24 protein-coding genes are annotated in these 24941 nt (G+C 70.9%); 7 read left to right on the top strand and 17 right to left on the bottom strand.

Annotation, left to right across the window (positions count from 1 at the left end; genetic code table 11):
• The 10 genes from DMH08_RS27820 to DMH08_RS27775 form a co-directional block, all read right to left on the bottom strand.
• A partial coding sequence (locus DMH08_RS27820) for a type I polyketide synthase (protein ID WP_125618737.1) occupies positions 1–6427 on the bottom strand: 6427 nt, incomplete at its 3' end.
• 60 nt (positions 6428–6487) lie between these two features.
• Positions 6488–6817 (bottom strand): hypothetical protein, encoded by a 330-nt coding sequence (locus DMH08_RS27815; RefSeq protein WP_125618735.1) that lies wholly within the window; start codon positions 6815–6817, stop codon positions 6488–6490.
• Between the two features lie 245 nt (positions 6818–7062).
• Entirely contained in the window at positions 7063–7287 is a 225-nt protein-coding gene (locus DMH08_RS41920; protein ID WP_125618741.1) for a DUF5988 family protein, read from the bottom strand.
• Between the two features lie 631 nt (positions 7288–7918).
• The gene (locus tag DMH08_RS27805) at positions 7919–8257 is read right to left on the bottom strand and encodes a transposase (RefSeq protein WP_233617844.1); all 339 of its coding nucleotides are present in this window, start codon (positions 8255–8257) and stop codon (positions 7919–7921) included.
• The gene (locus tag DMH08_RS41915) at positions 8173–8550 is read right to left on the bottom strand and encodes a helix-turn-helix domain-containing protein (protein WP_233617843.1); all 378 of its coding nucleotides are present in this window, start codon (positions 8548–8550) and stop codon (positions 8173–8175) included. Before DMH08_RS41915 ends, DMH08_RS27805 begins: the two co-directional genes overlap by 85 nt.
• Positions 8551–8748: 198 nt before the next feature.
• Positions 8749–9620, bottom strand: a protein-coding gene (locus DMH08_RS27795; protein WP_233617842.1) for an IS5 family transposase whose coding sequence is annotated in 2 segments (ribosomal slippage) — positions 8749–9260 and positions 9260–9620 — 873 coding nt in all. Because the reading frame shifts where the segments join, the coding sequence is not laid out codon by codon here.
• 93 nt (positions 9621–9713) lie between these two features.
• Positions 9714–10010, bottom strand: a complete 297-nt coding sequence (locus DMH08_RS27790; protein ID WP_125618733.1) for a hypothetical protein — start codon at positions 10008–10010, stop codon at positions 9714–9716.
• 131 nt (positions 10011–10141) lie between these two features.
• Positions 10142–10795, bottom strand: a complete 654-nt coding sequence (locus tag DMH08_RS27785; protein ID WP_125618731.1) for a hypothetical protein — start codon at positions 10793–10795, stop codon at positions 10142–10144.
• Between the two features lie 306 nt (positions 10796–11101).
• Positions 11102–11884 carry a relaxase/mobilization nuclease domain-containing protein gene (locus DMH08_RS27780; RefSeq protein WP_125618729.1) on the bottom strand — a complete coding sequence of 261 codons (783 nt, stop codon included), beginning with the start codon at positions 11882–11884 and terminating at the stop codon, positions 11102–11104.
• 27 nt (positions 11885–11911) lie between these two features.
• Positions 11912–12337 carry a hypothetical protein gene (locus DMH08_RS27775; protein WP_125618727.1) on the bottom strand — a complete coding sequence of 142 codons (426 nt, stop codon included), beginning with the start codon at positions 12335–12337 and terminating at the stop codon, positions 11912–11914.
• 432 nt (positions 12338–12769) lie between these two features.
• On the opposite strand from DMH08_RS27775, the gene DMH08_RS27770 reads away from it, so the two are divergent.
• Complete coding sequence (locus DMH08_RS27770) at positions 12770–13570, top strand: aminoglycoside phosphotransferase family protein (protein ID WP_125618725.1); 801 nt, start codon at positions 12770–12772, stop codon at positions 13568–13570.
• Positions 13571–13728: 158 nt separating this feature from the next.
• On the opposite strand, the gene DMH08_RS27765 is transcribed toward DMH08_RS27770, so the two are convergent.
• The 6 genes from DMH08_RS27765 to DMH08_RS27740 all read right to left on the bottom strand — a co-directional run bounded on the left by DMH08_RS27765 (position 13729) and on the right by DMH08_RS27740 (position 19606).
• Positions 13729–14286 carry a hypothetical protein gene (locus tag DMH08_RS27765; RefSeq protein WP_125618723.1) on the bottom strand — a complete coding sequence of 186 codons (558 nt, stop codon included), beginning with the start codon at positions 14284–14286 and terminating at the stop codon, positions 13729–13731.
• Between the two features lie 240 nt (positions 14287–14526).
• Positions 14527–14700, bottom strand: coding sequence for a LuxR C-terminal-related transcriptional regulator (locus DMH08_RS27760; RefSeq protein WP_125618721.1), 174 nt, complete (start codon positions 14698–14700; stop codon positions 14527–14529).
• On the bottom strand, positions 14701–15465 hold the full coding sequence (locus DMH08_RS27755; protein WP_125618719.1) for a hypothetical protein: 765 nt from the start codon (positions 15463–15465) through the stop codon (positions 14701–14703).
• A gap of 94 nt (positions 15466–15559) precedes the next feature.
• Entirely contained in the window at positions 15560–16813 is a 1254-nt protein-coding gene (locus tag DMH08_RS27750) for an MFS transporter (protein WP_125618717.1), read from the bottom strand.
• Positions 16814–16825: 12 nt separating this feature from the next.
• The gene (locus tag DMH08_RS27745; protein ID WP_125618715.1) at positions 16826–18622 is read right to left on the bottom strand and encodes a S9 family peptidase; all 1797 of its coding nucleotides are present in this window, start codon (positions 18620–18622) and stop codon (positions 16826–16828) included.
• 24 nt (positions 18623–18646) lie between these two features.
• Entirely contained in the window at positions 18647–19606 is a 960-nt protein-coding gene (locus tag DMH08_RS27740; RefSeq protein WP_125618713.1) for a LuxR C-terminal-related transcriptional regulator, read from the bottom strand.
• Between the two features lie 249 nt (positions 19607–19855).
• On the opposite strand from DMH08_RS27740, the gene DMH08_RS27735 reads away from it, so the two are divergent.
• Positions 19856–20608: an HAD family hydrolase gene (locus DMH08_RS27735; protein WP_199748041.1), complete on the top strand. Its 753-nt coding sequence runs from the start codon at positions 19856–19858 to the stop codon at positions 20606–20608.
• Here the strand turns inward: DMH08_RS27735 and DMH08_RS27730 are convergent.
• Complete coding sequence (locus DMH08_RS27730; protein WP_125618711.1) at positions 20595–21671, bottom strand: tetratricopeptide repeat protein; 1077 nt, start codon at positions 21669–21671, stop codon at positions 20595–20597. The two genes, DMH08_RS27735 and DMH08_RS27730, sit on opposite strands and share 14 nt — an antisense overlap.
• A 681-nt stretch (positions 21672–22352) precedes the next feature.
• Between DMH08_RS27730 and DMH08_RS27725 the strand changes: the two genes are divergently transcribed.
• The 5 genes from DMH08_RS27725 to DMH08_RS27710 all read left to right on the top strand — a co-directional run.
• Positions 22353–23228 carry an SAM-dependent methyltransferase gene (locus DMH08_RS27725; RefSeq protein WP_125618709.1) on the top strand — a complete coding sequence of 292 codons (876 nt, stop codon included), beginning with the start codon at positions 22353–22355 and terminating at the stop codon, positions 23226–23228.
• A gap of 8 nt (positions 23229–23236) precedes the next feature.
• Complete coding sequence (locus tag DMH08_RS40400; RefSeq protein ID WP_158642409.1) at positions 23237–23410, top strand: hypothetical protein; 174 nt, start codon at positions 23237–23239, stop codon at positions 23408–23410.
• A 6-nt stretch (positions 23411–23416) separates the two neighbouring features.
• A complete protein-coding gene (locus DMH08_RS27720; RefSeq protein WP_125618707.1) occupies positions 23417–23794 on the top strand; it encodes an HAD family hydrolase in 378 nt (125 codons plus the stop codon).
• A 177-nt stretch (positions 23795–23971) separates the two neighbouring features.
• Positions 23972–24526, top strand: coding sequence for a hypothetical protein (locus DMH08_RS27715; RefSeq protein WP_125618705.1), 555 nt, complete (start codon positions 23972–23974; stop codon positions 24524–24526).
• Between the two features lie 79 nt (positions 24527–24605).
• Positions 24606–24941, top strand: a 336-nt coding sequence (locus tag DMH08_RS27710) for a glycine-rich domain-containing protein (RefSeq protein ID WP_442778654.1), incomplete at its 3' end; no start/stop codon positions are given.

The following is a 24941-nucleotide window of genomic DNA, read 5'->3' as shown; positions in this document are numbered from 1 at the left end:
CCTCCACCAGATCCCACTCCACATGAGGCGCGAGAGCCTCCGCACACTCCGCCAACCGCGCCGCGAACACCGGCGACTCCACCAACAAACGCCGCCCCATCCCGGTCCACTGGCTCCCCTGACCGGGAAAGACGAACGCCACGCGGGAACCGCGGGCGGCGCTCTCTCCGATGCGGACGTCCTCGTCGCGCCGGCCGGTCATCACCGCGGCCAGCGCCTCGCCGAAGCCGGCGTGGTCGGTGCCGACGGCCACGGCCCGGTGGTCGAAGCGGCTCCGGGTGGCGGCCAGCGCGTGCGCAACGGCGGCGGGTTCGGGCGCCTGCGGGGCGAGGGCGAACTCCCGCAGGCGGCCGGCCTGCGCGGCCAGCGCCGCGGGGCCGTGCGCGGCGAACGGCCACGCGGTCACGTCCGTGAGCGGGGCGAGCAGCGGCGGGTCGGACGGCTCCGCCGCGTCCTCCTGCGGCGGGTCGACGTGCTCGGGCGTCTGCTCGATGAGCACGTGGACGTTGGTGCCGCTCATGCCGAACGCGGACACGCCCGCGCGGCGCGGCGCGCCGTCCCGCGTGTCCCACGGGCGCTGCTCGGTCAGCAGCCGCACGCCGCCCGACTCCCAGTCGATCTCCGGGGAGGGCTCGTCGGCGTGCAGGGTGCGGGGCAGCGTCCCGTGGCGCATCGCCAGCACCATCTTGATCAGGCCCGCGAGGCCGGCGGCGGTCTGGGTGTGCCCGATGTTCGACTTGGCGGAGCCGAGCCACACCGGCCGGTCGGCCGTCCGTTCCCGCCCGTAGGTGGCCAGCAGGGCGCCCGCCTCGACGGGGTCGCCGAGGGGCGTGCCGGTGCCGTGCGCCTCGACCGCGTCGACCTGGTCGACGGTCAGCCCGGACGCGTCCAGCGCGGCGCGGATCACCCGCTGCTGGGACAGCCCGTTCGGGGCGGTGAGGCCGTTGGACGCGCCGTCCTGGTTGACCGCCGTCCCCCGCACCACCGCCAGGACCGGATGGCCCAGCCGCCGCGCGTCCGAAAGGCGTTCGACAACGATGGTCGCGGCGCCCTCGGACAGGCCCATCCCGTCGGCCCCGGCCGCGAACGGCTTGCAGCGCCCGTCGGGCGCCAGACCGCGCTGCCGGGAGAAGCCGACCAGCTGGGCGGGGGTGGACATCACCATGGCGCCGCCGACCAGGGCCAGCTCGCACTCGCCCGCGCGCAGCGACCGGCCCGCCATGTGCAGGGCGACCAGGCCGGAGGAGCACGCGGTGTCGATGGTGAGGGCCGGCCCCTCCAGGCCGAGGGTGTAGGCGACGCGGCCGGAGATGATGCTGCTGGAGTGGCCGGTGACGAGGTATCCCTCGGCGGCCGGGTCGCCGTCGGCGAGCTCGGCGCCGTATCCGGTCAGGGTGGCGCCCGCGAACACGCCGACGGAGGCGCCGCGCAGCGACCCGGGCGCGATCCCCGCGCGCTCCAGCGCCTCCCAGGACGTCTCCAGCAGCAGCCGCTGCTGCGGGTCCATCGCGACAGCCTCGCGGGGGTTGATCCCGAAGAAACCGGCGTCGAACTCGGCGGCGTCGTAGAGGAAACCGCCCGCGCGGGTGACGGACTTCCCCTGCCGGTCGGGATCGGGATCGTACAGGTCGGCGTCCCAGCCCCGGTCGGTGGGCAGGCCGCCGATCACGTCGGCGCCCGCGGCGAGGATGTCCCAGTACTGGTCGGGGGTCGTGACCCCGCCGGGGAACCGGCAGCCGATGCCGACGATGGCGAGCGGCTCGCCCGAGTCGGCCCCGGGGTCGGCCGCGCCGCCGGACGGTGCCATGTTCCGGGCGGTCGCCTCGTCGGCCGCGCCGTCGCCGAGCAGGGCCGCGACGAGGTGCGCGCCGAGCGCAGCGGGGGTGGGGCGGTCGAAGACGATCGAGGAGGGCAGCCGCAGCCCGGTGGAGGCCGACAGCCGCTTCTTCAGCTCGACCGCCGTCAGCGAATCGAGGCCGAGGTCGCGGAACGCCCGGTCGGTGGCGACGTCCGCCGCGTCGCGGTGGCCGAGCACGGCGGCCGTGTGGCCCCGGACCAGTTCCGCGGCCAGCCGCACGGGGTCGGATACCGCGGCCAGCCGGCGGGCGAAATCGCCGGCCGGGCCCGTCCCGGTCTCCGCCGCCGATTCGCCGCCGGGCGCGCCGTCGGCGGTCTGCCGGGCTTCTGGAATCCGCTCCAGCAGGGCGCTTCGCCGGGCCGCGGTGAACACCGGCGCGAAGTGCGCCCAGTCCATGTCGGCGAGAGCCAGGTAGGGGCCGGTGGCCGCCGCCCCGTCGGCGAGGACACGGCCCAGCGCGTCCAGCGCGGGCCCGGGGTCCAGGAAGCGGGTGCCCTGGCGGCGCAGAGCGTCGCCGGTGATGGTGGCGGGGCCGTTCGGGCCGAAGGCGTCCGGCGCGGCCCAGTCCCGGGTGTCCCACACACCCCAGCCCAGAGAGAGCGCGGGGCGGCCGCGGGCCCTGCGCCGCTCGGCGAGCGCGTCGAGGTGGGCGTTGGCGGCGGCGTACGTCCCGTGCTCGGCGCTGCCCCACGCCGCGGCGATCGACGAGAACAGGACGAACTCGTCCACGTCGGCGACCAGGTCGTCCAGGTGGTCGGCGCCGGCGGCCTTGGCGGCGAGCGACGCGGTCAGGCCGTCGAGGCCGGTGTCCTCCAGGCGGGTGAGGTGGAAGGAGTTGGCGGCGTGCAGCACCGTGGACAGTTCCGGCCCGGTCGCCGCGACGTGGTCGAGCAGCGCGGCCACGGCCGTCCGGTCGGCGAGGTCGCAGGTGAGGACGTCGACGGTGGTCCCGGCCGCGGCGAGGGACGCGGCGTGCGCCGCCGGCGCCGCGCCCGGTCCGGAGCGGGTGGGCAGCACGATGCGCGGCGCGCCGCGCTCGGCCAGCCATCCGGTCAGGTGCGGGCCGATGGAGCCGGTGCCGCCCGTGACGAGCACGGTACCGCGCGGCGTCCAAGACCCGGCGGGTGCGTCCGCGCGGGCAGCGCGGGGGGCACGTTCCAGGCGGCGGGCGAACGCGCCGGCGCGGCGGAGCGCGACCTGGTCCTCGGTGCCGTCCGCGAGGACGGCGGCGAGGCGGGCCGCGGTCCCGCCGTCCCACTGCCCGGACAGGTCGATCAGCCCGCCCCAGCGGCCGGGGTGCTCCAGCGCGGCGACCCGGCCGAGGCCCCAGACCTGCGCCTGGGCGGGCTCGGGCGGCGCGTCGCCGGGCGCGGCGGACACGGCGCCGCGCGTGACCGCCCAGAGCGGTGCCCCGACGGCGGCGTCGCCGAGAGCCTGCACCAGGGCGAGGGTGGCGGCGGTGCCGAACGGGACGGCGGGGGCGTCGGGCAGCGGGCGCGCGTCGAGCGCGAGCAGCGACAGCACACCGGCCGGTGTACCGGTCCCGCCCGGGAAAGCGCCGCCGAGCGCGCGGGCGAGGTCGGCGGTGAGCGCGGCGCGGTCGGCCGCCCCGGTGCGGACGACGACGGCTTCGGCGCCGTGCGCGGCCAGCGCCCGCACGTACCGGTCCGGGTCGGCGGCGTCCGCGTCAGGGGCCACGACCAGCCAGATTCCGTCTAGAGCGGGAAGTTCGGCGGGGCCGAGCGGTTCCCAGGCGGCGCGGTACCGCCAGTCGTCGTCCGCGAACGCGGCGGCGGCCGCTCCCTGGACGGGCTCGGCGCGGCGCGGCCAGTAGCGGCTGCGCCGGAAGGCGTAGGTGGGCAGGTCGACGCGGTCGGCGGGGCTCAGCACGGCGGTCCAGTCGACGGGAACGCCCTGGACGTACGCCTCCCCGAAGGAGTGCAGGAGGCGCCGCGCACCGCCGTCCTCGCGGCGCAGCGTGGCGACGACGACGGGATCGCGGTCCGCGAGTTCCTCGCCGACGGCCATGGCCAGGACGGGATGCGGGGACACCTCGACGAAGGTGTCGTGCCCGTCCTCACCGAGGGTCCGTACCGCGCGGGCGAACTCGACCGTCTCGCGCAACCCGGCGTACCAGTAGGCGGGGTCGAGCTCCAGCCCGGTGAGCCGCTCCCCGCTCATGGTGGAGATCATCGGGATCCGCGCTTCCCGCGGCCGGATCCCGTGCAGGCCGGCGAGGATCTCCTCGCGCAGTTCGTCCACGTGGGGGCTGTGGGAGGCGTAGTCGACCGGGAGGATTCGCGTGCGGGTGTCGGGGAGCCGGTCCGCGAGCTCGCGCAGCGCGTCGGCGTCCCCGGAGACCACGGTCGCGGACGGGCCGTTGACCGCCGCGACCGACAGCCGCCCCTCGAAGGATTCCAGCCGTTCGCGCACCGTGCCCGGCGCGTCCTCGACGGCCATCATGCCTCCGCGGCCCGCCAGCGCCGTCAGCGTGCGGCTGCGCAGCGCGACGACCTTCGCGGCGTCGTCCAGAGTCAGGGCGCCGGAGACGGCGGCGGCGGCGATCTCGCCCTGCGAGTGGCCCACGACCGCGTCCGGGACGACGCCCGCGGCCTCCCACACCGCCGCGAGCGACACCATCACCGCCCACAGCGCCGGCTGCACCACGGCCGCGGATTCGAACCCGTGCCGCCCGGCCAGAACGTCGTCGAGCGTCCAGTCCACGTACGGGGCGAGCGCGGCCGAGCATTCGGCCAGCCGGTCGCGGAACACCGGCGAGACCTCGGCGAGTTCGCGCCCCATCCCGATCCATTGGCCGCCCTGCCCCGGGAAGACGAACACCGTTCGGCCGGTGCGGGCGGCCCGCACCTCGCCCGTCACGACGTCCGCGGCAGGCTCCCCGGCGGCGAGCGCCGCCAGGCCGTCGGCCGGGGCGGGCGGCAGCAGCACCGCGCGGTGCTCGAACGCGGTCCGGCCTGCCAGCGACCAGGCCACCGCGGACGGCGGCGGCCCGGGGTTGCCGGCGGCGGAGTCCCCGGCGAGGTGGTCGGCGAGCTTGCGGGCCTGCGCGGCGAGCGCCTCAGGCGTCCTCCCGGACAGCACCCACGCCGCCGCGGACGGCAGGACGGTCGGCGCGGGTGCCTCCGCGTCCCCCTCCGTCCGGTCCGCCGGCTCCGGCGGCTCCTCCAGGATCAGGTGCGCGTTGGTGCCGCTGATGCCGAACGCGGAGACGGCGGCGCGGCGAGGCGGGCCGCCTTCGTCCCGCACCCACTCCACCGGATCCCGCAGCAGGCGCATCCGGTCGGACGCCCAATCGACGCGCTCCGACGGCGTCTCCGCGTGCAGGGTGCGGGGCAGCGACCCGTGCCGCAGCGCCATCACCATCTTGATCACGCCGGCGACTCCGGCAGCGGCCTGCGTGTGCCCGATGTTGGACTTCACCGACCCCAGCCACACGGGCCGGTCCGCCCGCCGCTCGGCGGCTCGGCCGTAGGTGTCCAGCAGGGCCTGCGCTTCGATCGGGTCGCCGAGGGCGGTGCCCGTCCCGTGGGCCTCCACCGCGTCCACGTCGGCGGCCGTCAACCGCGCGTTCTCCAGCGCCGCCCGGATGACGCGGCGCTGCGAGGGCCCGTTCGGCGCGGTAAGCCCGTTGGAGGCACCGTCCTGGTTGACGGCGCTGCCGCGGACGACCGCCAAAACCGGGTGCCCCAGCCGCTGCGCGTCCGTCAGCCGCTCCAGCACCACCATGCCGGCGCCCTCGCCCCAGCCGGTGCCGTCGGCGTCCGCCGAGAAGGGCTTGCAGCGGCCGTCCGCGGCCAGGCCCTGCTGCCGGGAGAACTCCCGGAACAGGGCGGGCGAGGACATCACCGTCGCCCCGCCCGCCAGGGCGAGCTCGCACTCACCGCCACGCAGCGCCTGGACCGCCAGGTGCAGGGCCACTAGCGAGGAGGAGCAGGCCGTGTCGACCGTCACGGCCGGGCCGACCAGCCCGAGGGTGAAGGAGATCCGGCCGGACAGGACGCTGTTGGCCGTGCCGGTGAGCAGATGGCCGGCGGCCTCGCCGAAGTCCAGGTCGCCGTCGCCGCCGTAGGCCACGGCGGACGAGTACACGCCCGCGAAGACGCCGGTCCGGGAGCCCCGCAGCGTCGTCGGGTCGATACCGGCGTGCTCGATCGCCTCCCAGGACGTCTCCAGCAGCAGCCGCTGCTGCGGATCCATCGCGAGCGCCTCGCGCGGGCTGATCCCGAAGAAGTCGGCGTCGAAGTCGGCGGCCTCGTACAGGAACCCGCCCTTGCGGGTGGTGGATCCGGTCAACTCGAGGTCGTCGTACAGGCCGGCGGTGTCCCAGCCGCGGTCCGCCGGGAAGTCGGCGATCGCCTCGTCGCCCGCCGCGACCAGCCGCCACAGCTTCTCGGGCACGTCGGCGCCGCCCGGGTACCGGCAGCCCATGCCCACGACGGCGATGGGCTCGTGCCTGAGCGCCTCCAGCTCCCGCAGCTCGGAACGAGTGCTGCGCAACCTGGCCGTCACGACCTTGAGATAGTCGCGCAACTGGTGTTCGTCGGCCATTTCGCACTCCGTTCCCGCCGCAGCGAACCGGCAACGCCTCAGGAATTCCGCGTTCGCCCGCTAGGCGACGGGAGATCCCTCGATCGCACCCCCGGCCTTCACCGCGGACTCGGCGGCCCCGTCGGCCGCTTCCTTGGGCACGGCCGGAACGGTGAGGCCGGCGGCGACGAGATCCGGCACCTTCTTCACCGCTTCGAGGCCCATTTCGATCGCGTCGGCCAGCGAGGTCGAAACCGTGTCGTCGACCTCGATCTTCGTCACGGTCACGTCGGCGTTCGTAGGAAGTGAAGTCGTCGAGAAGAGCGCCTCTCCGAGACCGAGCTCGCCCAGGACGGACAATTCGTCATCGGAGATCTGCCGACTGAGGATCAGAGAGTACTTGTGCCCCATCTTCGCCATCCCTTTCGAACAATCAGATGCCTGGACGACAGCCGGACCCGGCGCCGACCGACCACTTTCCCTGGAGGTTTATATCAACGGACGCAGACTTCCGACCACCGTTCAACCGCCGATCTTCCGAAGCAGTTGAACGCTCCAACGAACGGCCGACTTTCGCCAATACAGCGTCTCTCTTGAATGGCGAATCATGGACCGGCGCCGATGGTCGGCTCGGCCGCCGCCGCGGCGTTCGCTCACTACTCCGCCACGTACGTGCGGCGGGACCACACGAAGATCCGAAGTTCGATGCCGTCCACCTGGGCGACCTCGGGGCTCGCCTCGAAGTGCTCGTACCTGTTACCGCACAGGATCTTGACGTTGGGCACATTGATATCGGAAACGAAGCGCAGCCGTTCCTCATCGGCGATCTCCGGTGGAGACCCCCCTCTGAGATACACGTTGGGAGTGCGCCCTCCTGCCATTCTCACTGTCACCTCCGCATTCACATCCACGACAATTCCCGACGAAGGCATAGCAAAGGAACGTTCCCACGCGACCGGCCGCCGGCGCCTCTACACCGATTCGTTCACCGTACCGACATCTCCCGCGCGCGACTCTTCGCCCTGTCACCTGCGCCTCGGCGGGCCGCCGAGAAAGAAAGGGCCGGGTGTAACGGGGGATACACCCGACCCTGGTCCACCTGCCAATCAGCCCCCGGCCGGTCCCATGATTTAACTCACCTCGTCTGAACGCAGGTAGAGAGTAACAACGCGGCAGAGACCAAACCGACTCAGTTGAACACTTTGACTTGGGCGGAGGGGACGGCACCGGACTCCGCACTTACACTGCCGCGCGGACGAACATGACGTCACGCCTCAAGCCCCTCCGGGATATCCGCAGGACGCGGTCCGACCGGGCAACGCCCCGAACCAGGGGCACCGCACTTCGCGCGAATGCTGCCGAGGCCCCGACGACAACCCCGGACGGTCGTCGGACCATGCCCGAAGCAGCGCCCATCCGATGCCGCGCGCCGCAGGCGACCACACCGTCTCGGCCGGGTTCAGCTCGGGGGCGTAGGCCAGCAGGTAGAACACCGTCAGCCAGTCGGCGTGATCATCGATGAATGCACGCATCGCTTTGGGGGTGGATGCCGAGGTTGTCCCACACCAGCACGATCCTCCCGCCCGGCAACTGCTGGTGAGCGGCCTGGAGCATGCGTGTGTACTCGGTGAGGGTGAAGCCGGCGCGTTCGTCTTTGCGGCGGCGGTAGCGGTGGATCCGGTAGATCAGGCGGGAGCGGTGGCCGGGCCGGTAGCAGACCATCCCGGCGATCGAGACCCGCGAGCCGTGCTCGCCGCCGTGCACCCTCACCTGCGGGCGGTGTCCCCGGCGGCTCCAGGTGCGTCCTCGGGGCGGCCTGAGCCCTTGACCGGCCTCGTCTTCGAAGCAGATCCAGGCGCCCAGGTCCGCCGCGGTGTTTCCACTTGCGGCCACACCTGCTCTTTCCACACCTCGATCGCCCGGTCGTCGCGTTCGATGGCGCGGCGTCCGGGGACCTGCACCGACCAGCCGTTGCGGCGCAGCAGCAGCGACACCCCGGGCCGGGTGTAGTCGACGCCGAACAGCCGGCGGATCACCTCGGCGACCCGCTCCAACGTCCACCGCTGGTCATGGGCCCAGCCGTGCGCGGCGGGGCCGCGGTTCAACTCGGCCTCCAGCCGCCCGGTCCAGCCGCGGCCGTCCATGCGGGCCCTTGGACCGCAGCGCCTCGGCCCCGCCCTCGCGCCAGGCCCGCCGCCATTTGCAGCCCGACCCGCAGATCGGCGGCGATCCGGGCGTTGGGCCATCCTTCGGCGAACCACTGCGCGGCCTGCATCCGTACTTGTTCTCGTTTGTCACGGCCGGCGGCGGTCATCCCGCCGCCCTAGAGCGTGTCCGGTGGATCATGTGTTGATCCAGAGCAGGACAGTGACCAGGACGATTCCCGCCCGGTAGTTGCGGGCGAGTTTGTCGAACCGGGTGGCGATGCCGCGCCATTGCTTCAAGCGGCCGATGCAGCGTTCGACCACGTTGCGGCGCCGATAGACGTTCGGGTCGAACACCGGAGGGCGCCCGCCGCGTGACCCGCGGCGGGCGCGTCCGGCCTTCTGGTCGGCGCGTTCGGGGATGGTGGCGGCGATTCCCCGCTCTCGCAGGGACCGGCGGATCGCGGCCGAGCTGTAGGCCTTGTCGGCGATCAACCGGACGGGCCGACACCGCGGTCGTCCCCGCCCGGCCCGCGGCACCCGGATCGCCTCCAGCACGTCCGGGAAAGCGGTGCAGTCGTTGACGTTCCCGGCGGTGACCACGATCGACAGCGGCAGGCCGCGCCCGTCGGCGGCCACATGGACCTTGGTGGTCAGCCCGCCCCGCGACCGCCCGAGCGCCTCCCCGAATGCCCGCCCGGGTGTCCGGTTCGTCCCGCCCGGTTCCCCTTTTTGCGGGCACCGGCCGCGTGCTGGTGCGCGCGCACGATCGTGGAGTCCACGCTCACGGTCCAGTCGATACGGCCGATCGAGTCGTCATGGACCTGCACCTGGGTCAGGACGCGGTCGAAGGTGCCGTCGGCGGCCCACCGCCGATACCGCTCATGAACGGTCTTCCAGTTGCCGTACCGCTCCGGCAGGTCCCGCCAGGGGACACCGGTCGCCAGCTTCCACAAGATGCCGTTCAGCACCGTGCGGTGATCGGCCCACCGGCCGCCCCGGGCGGGCTGAGCGGGCAGAAGCGGCTCGATCCGCCGCCACGCCGCATCGGTCAACTCATGCCGTCGCACCACGACACACCATCAACCCACAACCCAAGATCAACCTCAGCCGAACACCAAGATTCACCGGACAGGCCCTAGGCGCTGGACGACGGCTTCTGCTCACCGCAGCCGCCTCTCCAGCATCCAGTCCAGGAGCCGGGCGACGTGTCGCGCTTCGTTGGTCGTGCCGAGCAGTCGGCCATGAGCGGTGACGTACGCGTAAGCGTCCTCAGCACCCGCGCAAAGAACGGTCTCGGACCAGCCGTTGCGGTGCACCCGCAGTTGCCACCGTCCGTTCCGCGGCTTGCGGACCCGCGTCGAGATGCCCAGGCGCCCGAGCTCGAACCGCAGGCGGAGGAGGCGCGCACGCCGCTCCTCGCGTTCGGTCCTCGGCTTCCTGCCGACCTGTGTTCCCATCGCTCCCACGTTGGCATTCGCTGATGAATCCACTGGGCCATCAACCAAAGTCCTTGAGTAGAACGATGCAGGACGCCCGGAGCGCGGTCAATCAAAGTAGTTAGGTCGGCGTGTTGGAGGCCTATAGATGGTCAGCGCGCTGGGGACCGGCGCCGCCCCGAAGGGCTCGGCGGCTTGGAAGTCGGCCTCTGCGGCACGTTGGCTCCCGACGGACGCCATGGGCCAGGAAAGCCCGCCAAGGCGAGCATCGCCTGCGAGGAGGCAGGGGCAGGACGAACGTCTCCCAGGTGCCGCGTCGCGGTGCGGGCGGCTTCGGCTTGCGCCTGGTGCTGCTGGAGTCGACGAACGTGGGCGATCGTCTCCAGCAGCGAAAGCAGATTCGCGACGAGTGTCAGGACCGACACGGCGAGGTCGTCCTTCGGCGCGCCGGCCAGTCTCAGCAGCCGGGCCGCCGCGCGTAGCGCGTTGCCCGCCGGGCTGGGACGGGGAATGCGGCCGTGTGGAGCTCGGCCGGCGCGGTCGTAGGCGTGAGCCGCACGGAGAAGGTGGCGGTTCCCCGTGGCTGCGGCCGCGGCGTTCAGCACGTCTGCGGCCGCCCAGCAAGCGTCCTGCGCGGCGTACGGATTGGTCGCCAGATGGCGACGGACTTGAGCCGTCGCGTACGCCGCCGCCTTGGCCGCGTCCTCGTAGAAGGCGTGGCGTTCCTCCGGCGTGAGGTCGTATGCCGTTATTCGCCGTGGCGAGTTCGGGGTCTTCCAGCGCGCTTGCAGCTTGGCCAGCGACAAGTCCTCGGCGAGGCGGCTGCCTGGGTACCAGGTGGGTTCTTCGCCGTTGTGGGATGGGAGAGCGACCGCGTAGCCGGTGATCTGATCGGGGCATCGCTGGCTGTGGCGAAACTTGACCAGCAGGCCGCTCCGCCGCAGTTCGTCCGCGAACTGGTGGACCGTCCACGCGTCGTCCGCGGCGCGGCGGACGGCCGTCCGCAGTACGGCCCGGGCGGACGGCGCGGACAGGTGCCGGCCGAACTCGTCCGCCGTCCACCGCTGACGCAGCTTCGGAAGGGTGAGGTCGGCGGCGAGCTTTCCGCCGCCCTACCAGACCGGTGCCCCGTCGGCAGTCCGGTCGTCGGGTAGGGCGACGGCATAGCCGGTGATCTGGCCGGACGTCCGTTGGTTGTACCGCCGTCGAACCAGCACGCCCTCGCTGCTCAGGCGGGCAAAGAACGCGTGCTCGTCCGCTGCTCCGGCCGCCGCCGTCTGCACCGCCCGTCGGAGAACGGTCCGCGGCGGCTCTTTTCGTCCGCGGCGGACGGCTTTCTCGGACTCCGCCCGTTTCGGCCGCCGCGCGGCCGTCCGGTCGGCCGGAGCGGTGGACCGCAGGCCGAACCGACGCTCCACGGCCAGGCATGCGTCGCGGACTCGGTACCCGTCGTTCCAGACGTTCGGCCGCACACCGTCCGCACGTGCCAACGTCGCCACAATGTGGATGTGGTCGTCGGCGTGGCGGACGGCGATCCAGCGGACGCCGTCCGCGTCGCCGTCCGCGCCCAGTCCGCTGCGGACCATGACCTCGTCCGCGATCTGCGCCCACTGCCGGTCGGACAGCACCGGGTCGTCCGGTGCCGCCCGCAGCGACAGGTGCCACACCGGCTTGCCGAAGCTGCGTTCGCCCAACTGAGCGACTGGCTGCATCAGCAGGCCGTCCAGCTGGCCGAAGTCGCGTCGTCCATCTTCGCGGCGGCGGGGTTCTAGCTCCGCAGGCGCGCGAAACCCCGCCACGATGCGCGGGTTCTGGTGCTCGCCGTGGCGGCCGGGACCATACAGGTAGCGAAGCAGGCCCTGCACCCGTTTGCCGCGCAGCACCTTCCCGATCACCCACGCCTCCCGGGCCGCGAACGAGGATCAGGGAAGGCGACGACGAAGCTCCTCGGCGAGCTCGTCGAGCTTGTCGACCGTCCGCGCCGCAGCCTCGGCGTACCAGCGAATCTGAGGAAGCGACTCCCCCGAATGCAGCGCCGCGACCACCTGGTTGAGGTTCACGCCGATGCGGCGCGCCTGGCCGGACGCCTGTATGACGGCACCAAGGATCTCCCTGAATTCCGCATACTCGGGACGGGCCGAACCGTTCGCCGCCGCCAGCAGCGTCTGTGCAGCCCACGCGGCAGTCGCGAGATACTCACGTTCGGCGGCCGCTGTTATGCAGGCGTGCTCTTCCTCCGACAGTGCGATGAAAACGGCATGGTCGCGCCGTGGTGAACGATGAGTTCTCTTGTTCCGCCGTGTAGCTCTGCGGGGCGGCGGCACCCCTGTCAGGTCCTCGTCCGTCAAGACCACCCCTCACCGGATCGCGCTCGATCCGGCCGCCGACTGTGGACCGCGCCCGGTCCACAGCCAAATCATTATGATTTGCATTTCTTGCCCCGCGTCGGCTGAGCACCGCTGATCACCGCCAGGACGAGCGGGGACCCCGGAATGGTGTTGCAGAGGCATCAGCGCCCGTGACAGCGTTTCGATGACGTCACCGGCCCGATCGCGGGAGGTCCTTCATGACCATCAAGGTTTCTGGCGAGGCCACGGCCACCGCTTCGGCCGCGGAGCGCGCCACAGTCTGAACGACACCACCGCCGCCGGCCCCAGAGCGGGCGGCCGTCACCTCGCCATGCGCTCCTGAGCTCGAAGCGATCCCGTCCCAGGGACACCGTCCCTGCGGTCTCGCGTGCGAGAAACCCAACGCTTCACGCATTCGATCAAGGAGCACCGATGTCTTCGCACTCCTCCTTTCAGCCGCTCACCGGCCCCGAAGGCCAGCCCACTCCGGTCTCGCGCCACGGCGACACCGTGTTGCGCCCCGCCGGACCATGGACCCCGGCGGTCCATGCCCTGCTCGATCACCTGGAGGCCGTCGGCTTCCCCGGCAGCCCCCGCGTGGTCGGCAACGGCCACGACGGCCACGGCCGCGAAACCCTCACCTACATCGACGGCGATTTCGTCCATCCCCACGCCTGGAGCGACGAAGGGATCTGGCACGTCGGCAGGCTGCTGCGCGACCTCCATGAGGCCACCGCCACCTTCCGACCTCCTCCGGGAGCCCAATGGCACCCATGGCCGTTTCACTCCGACGCACCCGACGCCGTCATCAGCCACCGCGACACCGGGCCCTGGAACATCGTCGCGCGCGACGGCCTGCCCGTCGCCTTCATCGACTGGCCGACCGCCGGCCCCACCGACCGTCTCGACGAGATCGCCGCCACCGGCTGGCTGAACGCACAGCTCCACGATGACGACGTCGCCGAACGACAGAACCTGCCCGACGCCGCAGCCCGCGCCGCCCAACTGCGCCATTTTCTGGACGGCTACGGCTTGGCCGTCCCTGACCGGCGGCCGCTCGTGACGCGGATGATCGAGTACGCCATCCGCGACTGCGCCGCCGAGGCCGTCACGGCACGAATCACCCCCGACAGCACCGACGCCGCGCCGCTCTGGGCCCTCGCCTGGCGAGCACGATCGGCAGCCTGGATGCTCCGCCACCGACCACTCCTCGAAAGCGCCATCACCACCTGACCCGACAGCGGAACACCTGCCCCGGGGACGCCGACGAGTGCGGCGTCCCCAGGTCCCCGAGGGGCACCAGATGACAGGGACAATCCAGACGCGTCCGGCGTGAGCACGGCTGGGCGTCCTGGCCTCTTCCCAGAGCCTGCGCGTTCGCCAATGACGTTCTAAGGTTCGCGCCTGGGGCGCGAAGGATGCGGCGTCGCGGGGCGCTGCGTCGCAGGAGGCTCCGGCTTGGCCTGCCCGGCCAGCGCCTCCTTGATGGAGGTGGGGAAGTCGTTCTTGGCCGGTTCGAGGTCCGGCGATGTTTGCTCGGCAGCAGCCACTTCTCCCTTGTCCAGCGTGTCCGCATCGTCCGTCGTGCCGTGGACGGCGGTCAGTGCCCCTTGGGAACGCCGGAACGACTCGCCGAGTTCAGCGGCATGCTCGTGCGCCCGCGCCAGCGCGTCGTGCGCTTGGACGACAACCGGTGTGGGGTCGAGGCCGCTGCCGTGCCCGAGCCGCCCCGCCGAGAGTTCCCGGTCGAGCACGGCGTCGATCTGTTCGGCGGCTCGGGCCAGACCGAACGCGGTCTGTGCCAGATTTCCCAGGACGGAGTGCAGGGCCACGGGCCGTATCCGCCCGGACCGTCCTTCGGCCGCCTGATTGAGGTCGCGCACGTGCCCGAACAGGTCGGCGGCGAGCCGCTCAATGTCCTCGTCGGTGTGGGTGTCGACTTCGTCCATTGCGAGATGCCCTCCAGCATCAACGGGCTGAGTTTGATCATGCAGGGCTCCCTTCTCTCCAGAAGACGGTTCGAGGCCGCAGGCGCTGCGAGGCCCCCGCGACTGCCTGCGTTACAGCCTGCCCCATGACGCCCGCACCAACAACTATGGTCATCGGAGTGGTGCGATGCCGTTTTTAGTAGATCATCGTTGCGTCGCCTCGCGACTCGGTGCACCGGCGAGTGGGGCGTTCGGTATGGCCTAATCGAGCAGGCCGCGCTGCGCCGCCACGACTCCGATCGCGAAGAGGCCCTCCACGCCGAGGGCATCTCGGATGGTGTTGACGTGGCGGCCGACCGTGGCGATGCTCACTCCTACCTGGCCGGCTATGGCCTTCTCGGTCATGCCCTGCGCCAACAGGCGAAGGACCTTCATCTACGCCGGTGGCAGCGGCCCCTCGCCATCCTCTGGGATGCCGTAGGGCGTGGCGTTCGCCCAGAGAAGCTCGAAGTACTCCCGAAGGGCGCCGACGATCACCGATGACTGGACCAGCAACGCTTCCGCCGACTCGCCTTCGGCCAGGGGCAGCAAGGCGATGGCCTCATCAGCGAGCCTCATGCTCACGGCGAGCTGAGGGAGAAGCCGAACAGTCCCGCCTGCTCGTACGAGGGCATCGATTCGCTCACGTGCGGCGGGCTCCTCGATGCGGTTCATCTCGTAGATGGCGCGGCACTTGCCGGAGTCGATCCTCGAGGTCGGCGGCTTGGTGGGCCGGTCGCCGCCCAGACGGTCGCCGAGGAGCAACCAGTCGCGCTGTGCCGAACCGGCCATGGTCCCTTCCAGCTCGTGGATCCTGTTCTGATCGGTGACGATCTGCACCAACTGGTCCATGGACCTGTCTGCTGCGGCTTCCTGCGCCGCGTGGGCCTCGCGCAGCCGCTCCTGGCCGTCCAGTAGCCGCCGATGTTCGGCCGCCAGGTCTTCGGCATGCCGGGCGAGGGCTCGCTGCAACACCAGATCGGGAGACGCCGGGATGAGCACCGACCGTCCATCCGCGCCATCGTCCTGTAGGTACGCCATTCCTTCGGCGATGAGGCGGTCCACGCTGTGGCCTTCTTCGAACAGGTGCCGTGCCTCCGCGAGGAGGTAGCGCTCGCGAACCAGTAATGCGACATAGGGTGCGAGGAGCTCTTCAGGCATCATGCCTTCCAGGAGCCGTCGTGCCCTCGCCGCGAGGGGGCTGCTCTGCACACCCACGTAGTCACTAGCCATGGTCGATGTGAACCTCTCCGGCTCAGGCCAGTACCGACGACGTCTTCCGAAGGCTGCTGACGTCCGTGGCCGCTTCGACGTCGGGAAGCAGCCTTAGAGCCAGCAGCGTCAACGCCGTTGCGCCGAGGGCCGTCAGAGCGGCTGCGGAGACGATGGCCTGTGGTCCGAAGTTCGCCACCAGCGGGCCGGAGAAAAGGACGGTCACGGGCATGAGCACGTAGCTCGTGACCATGTTCCAGCTGTTCACCCGGACCAGGACGGCCGACGGGATGTTGGCCTGCAGTGCTGTCGTCCAGAAGACGTAGTAGGTCGCTTGCAACGCACCGGGCACGACTGCGGCCACCGCGATGGCCTGCCAGTGGGCTCCGCCTCCCATCAGGAACATCGGCAGAGACACGGACGCGGGCAGGAGCACTGTGATGTAGAGGAGGCGAGCCGGCCGCCAGCGAGCCCCGACCGCGGCGCCGGCCAGGGCTCCGAGAGGCTGAGCCGCACCGATGATGCCCCACGCCCAGGCTCCGCCGTGCCCGTCGGCGGTGTAGAGCGGTCCGGCGATCTTCATATAGCAGACCATCGCCGTGGTGATCGCGGTGTAGTGCAGGGTGATGAGCCAGACCCAGGGGCGGCTCTTGAACGCGCGCCAGCCCCTCCACAGGTCGCGAAGGGGGTTGGCGGTGGCTCGTCCTGGGTGATGGGTTGCCAGGCGAGTGAGGATCATGGCGCTGATGCCGCACAGTGCCCCTCGTGCCCCGGCTGCCCAGGCGGGCCCGACCAGAGTGACCACGGCGCCGGACGTCACGAAGCCGATGAGGTGTCCGGCGGACTCGGTCTGGTTGATCAGCGCGTTCCCCGCCGGTCGCTTCGTGCTGGCGAGGAGGTCGGCGATGATGCCTCGAACCGTCGGCAGGAAGACGGCCGTCGCGACTCCCCCGACGCCGGCCAGCGAACAGAGCAACGCCAGCGGGGCCTTCTCCATGAAGAAGGTCGCCCCGAGCGCCAACCACGCGGTGCATGCGAGCAACTCCGCGCCTATGAGGACGTGGTGACGCCGGAAGCGGTCGCCGAGGACGCCTCCGCCGAGGATGAGCAGGGCTGGGAAGGCGTTGCAGGCGACGACGAGGGAGAGTTCGCGGGCGCCGTAGCCCATGCCCATGACGCCCCAGGCGAGCGCGATGTGCCCCATCCCCACGCTCGTGCTCGAGATGACGCGGGAGACGAACAGGGGTGAGACCGTCCAGTCCCTGAACAGGGCGAACGGTGACGATGTCCGAGACAAGGATCGAGTGCCTTACTTGTCGAGCAGGTGCGTGACGAGGAACTCCGCGATGTCTCCGTAGGCTCGAATCTCGTTGTCGCGGTTGGTGAAGCCGTGTCCCTCGTCGGGGTAGATGTCGTACCGGACGTCGATGCCGCGTTCGCGAAGTCGGGTGACGATCTGGTCGGACTCGTCCTGTGGGACACGCGGGTCGTGAGCACCCTGGATGACGAACAACGGCGTGTCGATCCCGTCCGCGTAGGTGATGGGCGAGCGTTGGATGAGGTGTTCGGCGTCCGTGTCGGGGTCGCCGAGGACGGCGGCGACCATGGCTTTCCACGTGGGTGGGCAGGCTGTGGCGAGCGTGAGCAGGTTGGACGGCGCGCAGATCGTCACTCCGGCGGCCCATGGGCCGCGAAGGCGGGCGAGGCAGGACAGGGTCGCGAAGCCGCCGTACGAACCACCCATCGCCGCGATCCGGTCGGCGTCGATGTCCGGATGCGCCTGCAAGTACCGCACCGCGTGGTCGAGGTCGTCCAGGTCGGGGCCGCCCCAATCGCGGTAGACCAGGAGCTGGTGGGCGAGGCCGTAGCCGGTGGAGCCGGCGATGTTCGGTGCGAGGATGGCGATGCCGCGGGCGAGCAGATACTGGTACAGGCCGGCGTAGGCGTATTCGGGACGTTCCTGCGCCTCGGGGCCTCCGTGGATCGACAGCAGCACGGGGTGCGGCCCGGTGTTGTTCGGCCGGTACAGCAGCGCGTGCACGCGGCGCCCGTCCTGGGACGGGTAAGTGATCATGTCGGGTTCGACCGGGGTCACCGTCTGGAGGGCGGGCGGACGGGTGTCGGTCAGGTACCGGAAACCAGTGGAGAGGTCGAGCACACCGATCTCGCTCGGCCTGGCAGCCGAGTCGATCTCCAGGACGACGTTCTCCGTGTCGGGCGTGATGGCCAGCGCATCGATCACTCCTTGAGGGAGCTGCGGCAACGACAGGTCGCCGCCGTCCCTGCGGCCGTGGAGGACCGAGCGCCCATTCTCGTTCGTCGCCCACAGCAGGGTGTCGCCGCTGGCTTCGATGAGCTCGACGTCCCACTCGCTTGTGGTGACCTGGGTCAGGGACGCATCGCGAAGTGAGTAGAAGCCGATCGTGGTGAACTCGCCCCAGAGGTCGGTGCACAGGTAGAAGCCCGACGAGTCGGGCGCCCATGGCCCTGGTGAGAAGAAGCCGTTACCGTGTTCGGCGGTCAGGCACACGGGGGCGTTTCCGGCGTTCGACAGGTCGATCAGGTAGGTGGCGACGTCGCTGTTCGAGCGGCTGCCGCGAACGGTCAGCCACCGGCCGTCGGGAGAGACACGGGCAGGGGTGAAGACGACGCCTTCGGGCGGGCTGACCCGACGCTCGCACTCGTCGGCCAGGTCCCGGACGATGATGTCTTGCACGGTTTCGTCGCGATCGTTCGCCGCGTAGACGAGGTAGCGGCCGTCCACGTCGAACGGGTCGTCGGCGAGGACGCGCTGGCAGTCCGGCCCAGAACTAATTTCGGTGAGGTCTTCGCCGTCGACGCCGACGGAATAGAGCCTGAACTGCTCGTCGCCCTCGCGGTCTGCGGTGAAGACCAGGCTCTTCCCGTCCGGTGCCCACGCGACCTGTGACACCGCCTGGTTCGTCAGGCGCGTCAGCTGACACGGCCGTCCTCCGGTCAGGGGCATCGTCCACACGTCGAAGTTGCCAGCGGCGTTGCCGATGTAGGCGACCATCTGCCCATCCGGGGAGACGGCGAGGGCCTGGCGAAAGCGTTGCCGAGGAACGAAGTCCAGGTACGCGAGCATCGGGGGCTCCTCCGTCGAGGGTTGCTACTTGATCCAGCCGCGGCGGACGGCGGCCGCACCGGCGGCGACACGGTTGTCCGCACCGAGCTTTTTGCGGATAACACCGACGTGCCGACTCACGCTCGGCACCGACATGCCGAGCTCGCGTGCGATGCGGGCGTCGGTCATGTCCTGGGCGAGCATCTGGACGATCCGCCACTGCACGTCGTTCACCGGCGGTTCGGGTTCGGTGGCGCCGAGCGGGACGGCTCGCTCCCACAGCAGTTCGAAGTACTGGCGGAGTGCACGCACGAGGAGCGGAGAGAGCACCAGCAGTGCTCCTGAGGCGCCGGTCTGGGTCAAGGGCAGCAACGCGACCGCCTCGTCGGCGAGCTTCATCTTCATGCCGACCTTCGGAAGTATGCGTGCCTCCTCCCCCGCCTGGCCGTTGACCTCGATGATGCGTGCGCCCACCCGGCTCTCGGCGCAGGACGCCTGATAGATGGAACGGCACCTGACCTCACCCTCGAACGTGGGCAGCGGAGGCATACCGGCCAGTTCCTCCAGGGGGCGCTCCATGGCGAAGTTCTCGAGCGTCAGCCAGTGCTGCCGTGCCGTGCTGAGGAGCGCGCGGGACACGTCCCCGATCTCGGTCCGGTTGGTAAGGACCCTCACCAACCGCTCGGCCTCGGCTTCCAGAGCCCCGGGGAACGGATGGGCGTCGGCCATGCGGCGATGCCCTTCAAGGAGCCGCTCCTGCTTGGCGATGAGCCTGCGAGAGAGCGCTGCGAGGTTGCTCTGCAGTGCCAGTTCGGGCGGGATCGCCACGAGCCGCGGTTCGAGGGCCAGCCCGACCGGTTCGACATAGGCCATTCCCGACTCGGTAAGGGCGTCCACCATCTCCGGGCCACCGAGGAGCTCGGCCGCCTCGCTGTTCAGGCAGCCGTCCCGCACGAGCAGTTCCTTGTAGGCGATGAGCACCTCGTCCTCGACGATGTCCTTCAACAGCCTCGTCGCGGTCTCCCCCGCTTCACGCCCCACCGCCACCTCCGACACAGAGAGTAACGATTTCGATGGTCTGCGTCACGAGGGCTCGATGCGCGTTTCGCGGTGCAGGACGCACGTGACGATCTCAACCGAAGGGAGTCGTTGCCGAGGGTGGCTGGCACCCCATTCAGCTCGGCCGCTTGAGCAGGTGCGGAAGCGCACTGGCGCATCGGAGATACCAGCGCATGGGGAACGGCAGAGTTCGGGATGATCGCGTTCGCCGCCCGAACGATGAGCTTCGCCGCTTACGATCCGAGCGTGACGATTCTGGTGCTCTGGGACATCGACCACACCCTCCTGTCGATAGGCCCCCTCAGCGGCGAGCTCTACCGCGACACGTTTGTGAAGGTGACCGCGCAGCCGTTCGAGCGGCTCGCGGACATGGCCGGCCGCACCGACCTCGCCATCACCAGCGAGACCCTCCGGCTTCACGGCATCGTCCCGACCGATGCGCTCCTGGCCTCGTTCGCGGAGGCACTCGCCGCCGCCTTCGACAGCAACCGAGACCGGCTCGCCGCCCAAGGCCGTGCTCTGCACGGTGCCCGCGACGCCCTTCAGACGCTGGCGGGGCGCGACGACATCGTCCAGTCGGTGCTGACCGGCAACGCCGAACCGATCGCCCGCTGCAAACTGGCCGCCTTCGACCTCGACCGGTTCGTCGACTTCGACATCGGCGCCTACGGGATGGACGGCGCCGAACGTCCCCCGCTCGTCGCGCTCGCCCGGCAGCGTGCAGAGGGAAAATACGGGCTGACGTTCGACGCGTCCACGACCGTGCTTATCGGGGACACTCCCAAGGACGTCGAGGCCGGGCACCAGGGTGGCGCACGAGTCGTCGCCGTCGCCACCGGCTCCAGCACCATCGACGATCTGAAGGCCGCCGGCGCCGAACTCGTCCTGCCCGACCTGCGCGACACCGACGCCGTGGTGGCCGCGGTCCTGGACGTCAGCGGGCCTTGACCCGCTCCACCAGCTCCCGCACCTGTGGGACGTCGAACGGCTCCAGCTCGACGACGAGTTCGCGGAACCGTGCGTTCACCCGCGCGGATCCGATCTGCTGCGCCAGTCCGTGCGCCTGCTCGGCCACGTACGCGGCCTGTTCCGGCTCCCCCTGCCGCAGATGCGCGGTGGCGAGACGCGTCTTGTAATGCGCCAGGTCGCGGAGATGGTCCGGGGCGGCCGTCTCCAGCAGTGCGATGGTGTGCTGCAGCGCGTCCACAGCCTCGTCGTGCAAGCCCAGGCCCAGCAGGCACGCACCTCGCTGGGCAGCGATCTCGACTTCGGTCACGTACCCCGTCCAGGAGGGCTCAGAATCACCGGCGTCCGCGACGTATTCGGTCTCGGCCCGGTCGAGACGCCGACGGCACGCATCGGTCTCGTCGAGGGCGGCGTGCGCGCGGGCCGCCCGCTCGTGCAGGATCGCCCGCGTGCGAGGGCTGCCTTCTGCTCGAGCGAGCATGCTCGCCGTGTCGGCCAGTGCGAGCGCCTTGTGCGGCTTGCCCTGGTAGAGGTGATGCAGGCTCATGTAGCCCATGGCATGCGCGGCCAATCCGAGATCGTCGACCTCATGAGCTGCGTAGACAGTGGCCGTCAAGTGGCGGGTGGCGACACCCGGCCGGGCGGCGTCGATCGCTAGCCACCCTGCGACCTGGGTCAACCCGGCCAGCGCCAGGTAGAGGCGCCTTTCGGCGCGCAGGTCCAGTGCCGCGGTCGCGAATCCGCGTGAGGCCGCCGCCACCTGCTCGGCGACCACGGCGACCAGCTCGTCACCGCCGAACTCCGCTTCCAGCCGATAGAGGCGTCGCAGCATCCCCTCGGCCCGCTCGACCGTCGGAAGCCCTACCGCCCCATCTCCGGCGACGGGTTCCGTCAACAGCATGGCCAGTGGATCGGAACCCGGTCCGTCGCCGAACAACTCGTCCTCGGATCGGCCGGTCACCTTCGCGTACAACGGCCGGTAGCGATCGCCCGGAGAGTGCTTTCCGCTCTCCCAATGCTTGATCATCTCGGCGAGCGTCTTCACGTGCGGCAAAGTGGCTCGATCACGTGGGTCCGCAGCCGCCCGCAGCAACCGCGCCAAGTCGGGGCGGGACCAGCGCGGGGGCGCTTCCCGCACCCGGCGGAGCCGTGCCCCGATCGCCTTTTTCGCAGCCGCCGTCGCGTCGGAAGACATTGGCGATGCACCTTCCGTCCCAGGGATGGGGCCGGCATCCACGGTCATCCCCCATCATCCCCCTCCCACCGTGGCACCCGCCACAGAAACATGGGCATCGACCACAGCGCACCCGTGCATCGCAGCAGGAGGCGGCATTGCCTTCCCACAACGTCGTTGCTCCAGTCCGTTTCTTCACGGACCTGTTCGCGCCATTCCCCAATTCGCCCGCCGCCAGGAACACCGCCCACCTGTTCCGAGTGCAGTACTTGCCCGGCGGCCGGTGGGAGGCCCGCGCGACCTACCCGATCACGCCGTTCATGGCGGAGATGGGGTGCAGTGCAGGCGACCTCCCTGGCCGACCTGGCATTGCGGGCCACGGCCGAGCGCGTCCGGATCGGCTTGGTCCGCGCTGCGGAGAAACCGCCCACCGACGGCCGGGGCGCTCGCGCATAGACCCCGTGCTTCGAGGGGGTGCATCTCCCGGGCGCCCCCGTCCCCGGGGCAACGGCCTCCTGCTCACTCTCCCCGTCCTAGCAATGAAAGCGATCCATGTTGGACGAGCTCAGCGGCTTCCCTTTCACAAATCCGGCATTCGAGGTGCCGCACGCGGCGCGCCTGTGGAACTACTGGCTGGGCGGCAAGGACAACTTCGAGGCCGACTGGCACGCCGGCGACCTGGTCGTCCAGTTCGTCCCCGGGATCGTGGACGCCGCCCGCCACTCCCGCGCGTTCCTCAACCGCGCCGTTCACCACCTCGCCACCCGGGAGGGGATCGGGCAGTTCCTCGACATCGGCGTCGGTCTGCCCGCGGTCGACAACACTCATGAGGTCGCCCAGCGCATCATCCCCGACGCGCGCGTGGTGTACGTCGACAACGACCCGCTGGTCCTGGCCCACGCCGCCGTCAAGCTCACCAGCGACCGAGGCGCCGTCGACATCGTGAACGCGGACGCCCGCGACACCGGCACCGTCCTCGACGAGGCGGCACGCACCCTGGACCTCACCCGGCCGGTCGGGTTGCTGATGCTGGGGGTGCTGAGCCACATCCCGGACGACCACAAGGCGAAGGCCGTCGTCGCAGAGCTGGTCGCCGGGCTCGCACCCGGCAGCCACCTGGTCATTGCCCACCCCACCGCCGAACTGCACGGCGAGCTGCTGCGCGACACGATGCGGCTGCTGACCGAGCTGGGCAGCACCCCCACCGTGACCCGCACCCCCGCGCAGATCGCCGGGTTCTTCACCGGGCTGCACCTGCTGCACCCCGGCATCGTGCCCTGCTCCCACTGGCGCCCCGACCCCAGCCCTTGGGACGCGCCGCCAGTGCTGCAGTACTGCGGCGTCGCTCGTATCCCCGGCCCTGAGCCCTCCGGTCGCGGTACCACTGCGGCCCGCCCCCGAGTCATCTACCAGCCCGCACACCGATGAGGACACCCATGCCAGAACGCGACCTGACCGAGTTCCGGGCCGCCGCCCACGGCGGAACCATCACGCACATCGTGGTGGACTACGGCCGGACGCTCACAGACTGGGCCGATCCGGTAGATCTCGACCTCGGGATGCGGCCGGTGAGCACCGCTGCCAGGGACGCCATGCTCGCGGTCGCCTAGGCCGGGGTGACGCTGTCGCTGCTGTCCAATGCCCGCTCCTGGCAGGACCGCCGCCCGGCGCTCGCCGCCGTCGGCATCGACGGGCTGTTCGGCGACCGGGTGTTCCTCAGTCACGAGATCGGCGTCGCCAAACCGGACCCCGCCGCCTTCACATACGTGCTGAACAGCCTGGGCGCCGCCCCTGCGGAGGCCCTCTCGGTCGGCAACGACTACGCCCACGACATCTCCCCCGCCACGCAGATCGGAATGCGCGCAGTCTTCGTCAGCCGCTGGCACATCGGCCATCGCCGTCCGGGCACGACCTGGATCAGCAACATCACCAGCCTCCCTGTCCTGCTCACAGGCGCCCGCAAGCGGGAACCGGCCGGGGGCGGTGCCACGTGACCGGCCCCACCGCCCTGCAGACCAGGACATCCTCCGAGCCCCCATAGCCGGAGAAAAGACCGGGGCGGCGTCGCGTACATCCGCCGTGCGCCGCACCGTCCCCACCAGCTCCGCGGCCCCGGGCGAACGGCGCGGTCCCGGGGCTGCGGCCCCCAGCAGCGCACTGATGAGAGGCACATGACCGGCATGAAAGAGACACGGCCTGACCGCTGGTGGATCAGCGTCCCCGAGTTGAGCGACGCGTTCCGGGTCGAGATGGTGCAGGACGACCGCGAGCGCGGCCTGTGGTGGGGCAACCAGGTCGTCGGCCGCGCGGCGCGGCAGGAGGACCAGCACTGGGCCGCCGTCGGACGGGACGGCGTTCCCCTTCCGTCCGACGCGGCGCCCGACGGTCGGTACCCGACGGCCGAGGCCGCGCTGATCCGGGCACGGGACGCCTGGCGGCAGCGGGCCGTCGACGTCTCCCACGACCTCGGCGAGGACTACTGGATCGAGCCCCGGGCGGCGGCGGGCGTGGACTCGCTGTGGCTGGGCCGCATCCACCTCGGCCACGTCCACCGGCACCGTGACGGCACGTACGAGGCGTTCACCACCAACGGCGAGCGGCTCGAGCCCGCGCAGGCGGGCGGCCCCAGGAACTTCCCCACCCGCGACGAGGGCCTGCTGGCCGTGCGGGCCGCGTGGCGCGCCCACCTGCGCCGCATCCTGCGCGCCGCCGGACAGCCCCGCTGACGAGACTCTCCAGGCGTCCTCGCCTGGAGTCGCGAGCGCGGACCGGCCGCGCTCCAACCCCAACAAGGAGGAGCCCGACATGACCCTCACCGTCGAACCGGCGGTCCGGACCGCCGAGCCCGGCAATCCCCGGGAGTTGCTCGGCTACGCCCCCGGCCTGTTCGACAAGCTCGCCGCCTACGTCGCCAAGGACCGCCAGGTCACCCTGCCCTACGCCGAGCAGGTGATGGAGCAGACCCTCATCTGGCTCCAGGCGTGTGCCGACAACCCGACCCTGCGGATCGGGATGACCGAGGCCGTCGACCACGGCTGGCACGCCTTCCTCCTGCATTCCCAGGACTACGCCGAGTTCTGCGACCGGGCGTTCGGCGGCTACCTACACCACGTCCCGCCCGCCCCCGGCCAGAGCATGACC

The organism is Actinomadura sp. WAC 06369, from assembly GCF_003947565.1.
Classification (GTDB): Bacteria; Actinomycetota; Actinomycetes; order Streptosporangiales; family Streptosporangiaceae; genus Spirillospora; species Spirillospora rifamycini.
Note: the sequence above shows the minus strand (reverse complement) of the source record. Positions and strands in the feature narration are given on the sequence as shown.

Coding starts and splice junctions, on each gene's coding strand:
- DMH08_RS27715 (WP_125618705.1), top strand. CDS start 23,972: ATGACCGGCATGAAAGAGACACGGCCTGACCGCTGGTGGATCAGCGTC.
- DMH08_RS27790 (WP_125618733.1), bottom strand. CDS start 10,010: ATGGGAACACAGGTCGGCAGGAAGCCGAGGACCGAACGCGAGGAGCGG.
- DMH08_RS40400 (WP_158642409.1), top strand. CDS start 23,237: ATGCCAGAACGCGACCTGACCGAGTTCCGGGCCGCCGCCCACGGCGGA.
- DMH08_RS27765 (WP_125618723.1), bottom strand. CDS start 14,286: ATGGACGAAGTCGACACCCACACCGACGAGGACATTGAGCGGCTCGCC.
- DMH08_RS27770 (WP_125618725.1), top strand. CDS start 12,770: ATGTCTTCGCACTCCTCCTTTCAGCCGCTCACCGGCCCCGAAGGCCAG.
- DMH08_RS41915 (WP_233617843.1), bottom strand. CDS start 8,550: ATGGACGGCCGCGGCTGGACCGGGCGGCTGGAGGCCGAGTTGAACCGC.
- DMH08_RS27725 (WP_125618709.1), top strand. CDS start 22,353: ATGTTGGACGAGCTCAGCGGCTTCCCTTTCACAAATCCGGCATTCGAG.
- DMH08_RS27745 (WP_125618715.1), bottom strand. CDS start 18,622: ATGCTCGCGTACCTGGACTTCGTTCCTCGGCAACGCTTTCGCCAGGCC.
- DMH08_RS27815 (WP_125618735.1), bottom strand. CDS start 6,817: ATGGGGCACAAGTACTCTCTGATCCTCAGTCGGCAGATCTCCGATGAC.
- DMH08_RS27735 (WP_199748041.1), top strand. CDS start 19,856: ATGATCGCGTTCGCCGCCCGAACGATGAGCTTCGCCGCTTACGATCCG.
- DMH08_RS41920 (WP_125618741.1), bottom strand. CDS start 7,287: ATGGCAGGAGGGCGCACTCCCAACGTGTATCTCAGAGGGGGGTCTCCA.
- DMH08_RS27755 (WP_125618719.1), bottom strand. CDS start 15,465: ATGCCTGAAGAGCTCCTCGCACCCTATGTCGCATTACTGGTTCGCGAG.
- DMH08_RS27760 (WP_125618721.1), bottom strand. CDS start 14,700: ATGAAGGTCCTTCGCCTGTTGGCGCAGGGCATGACCGAGAAGGCCATA.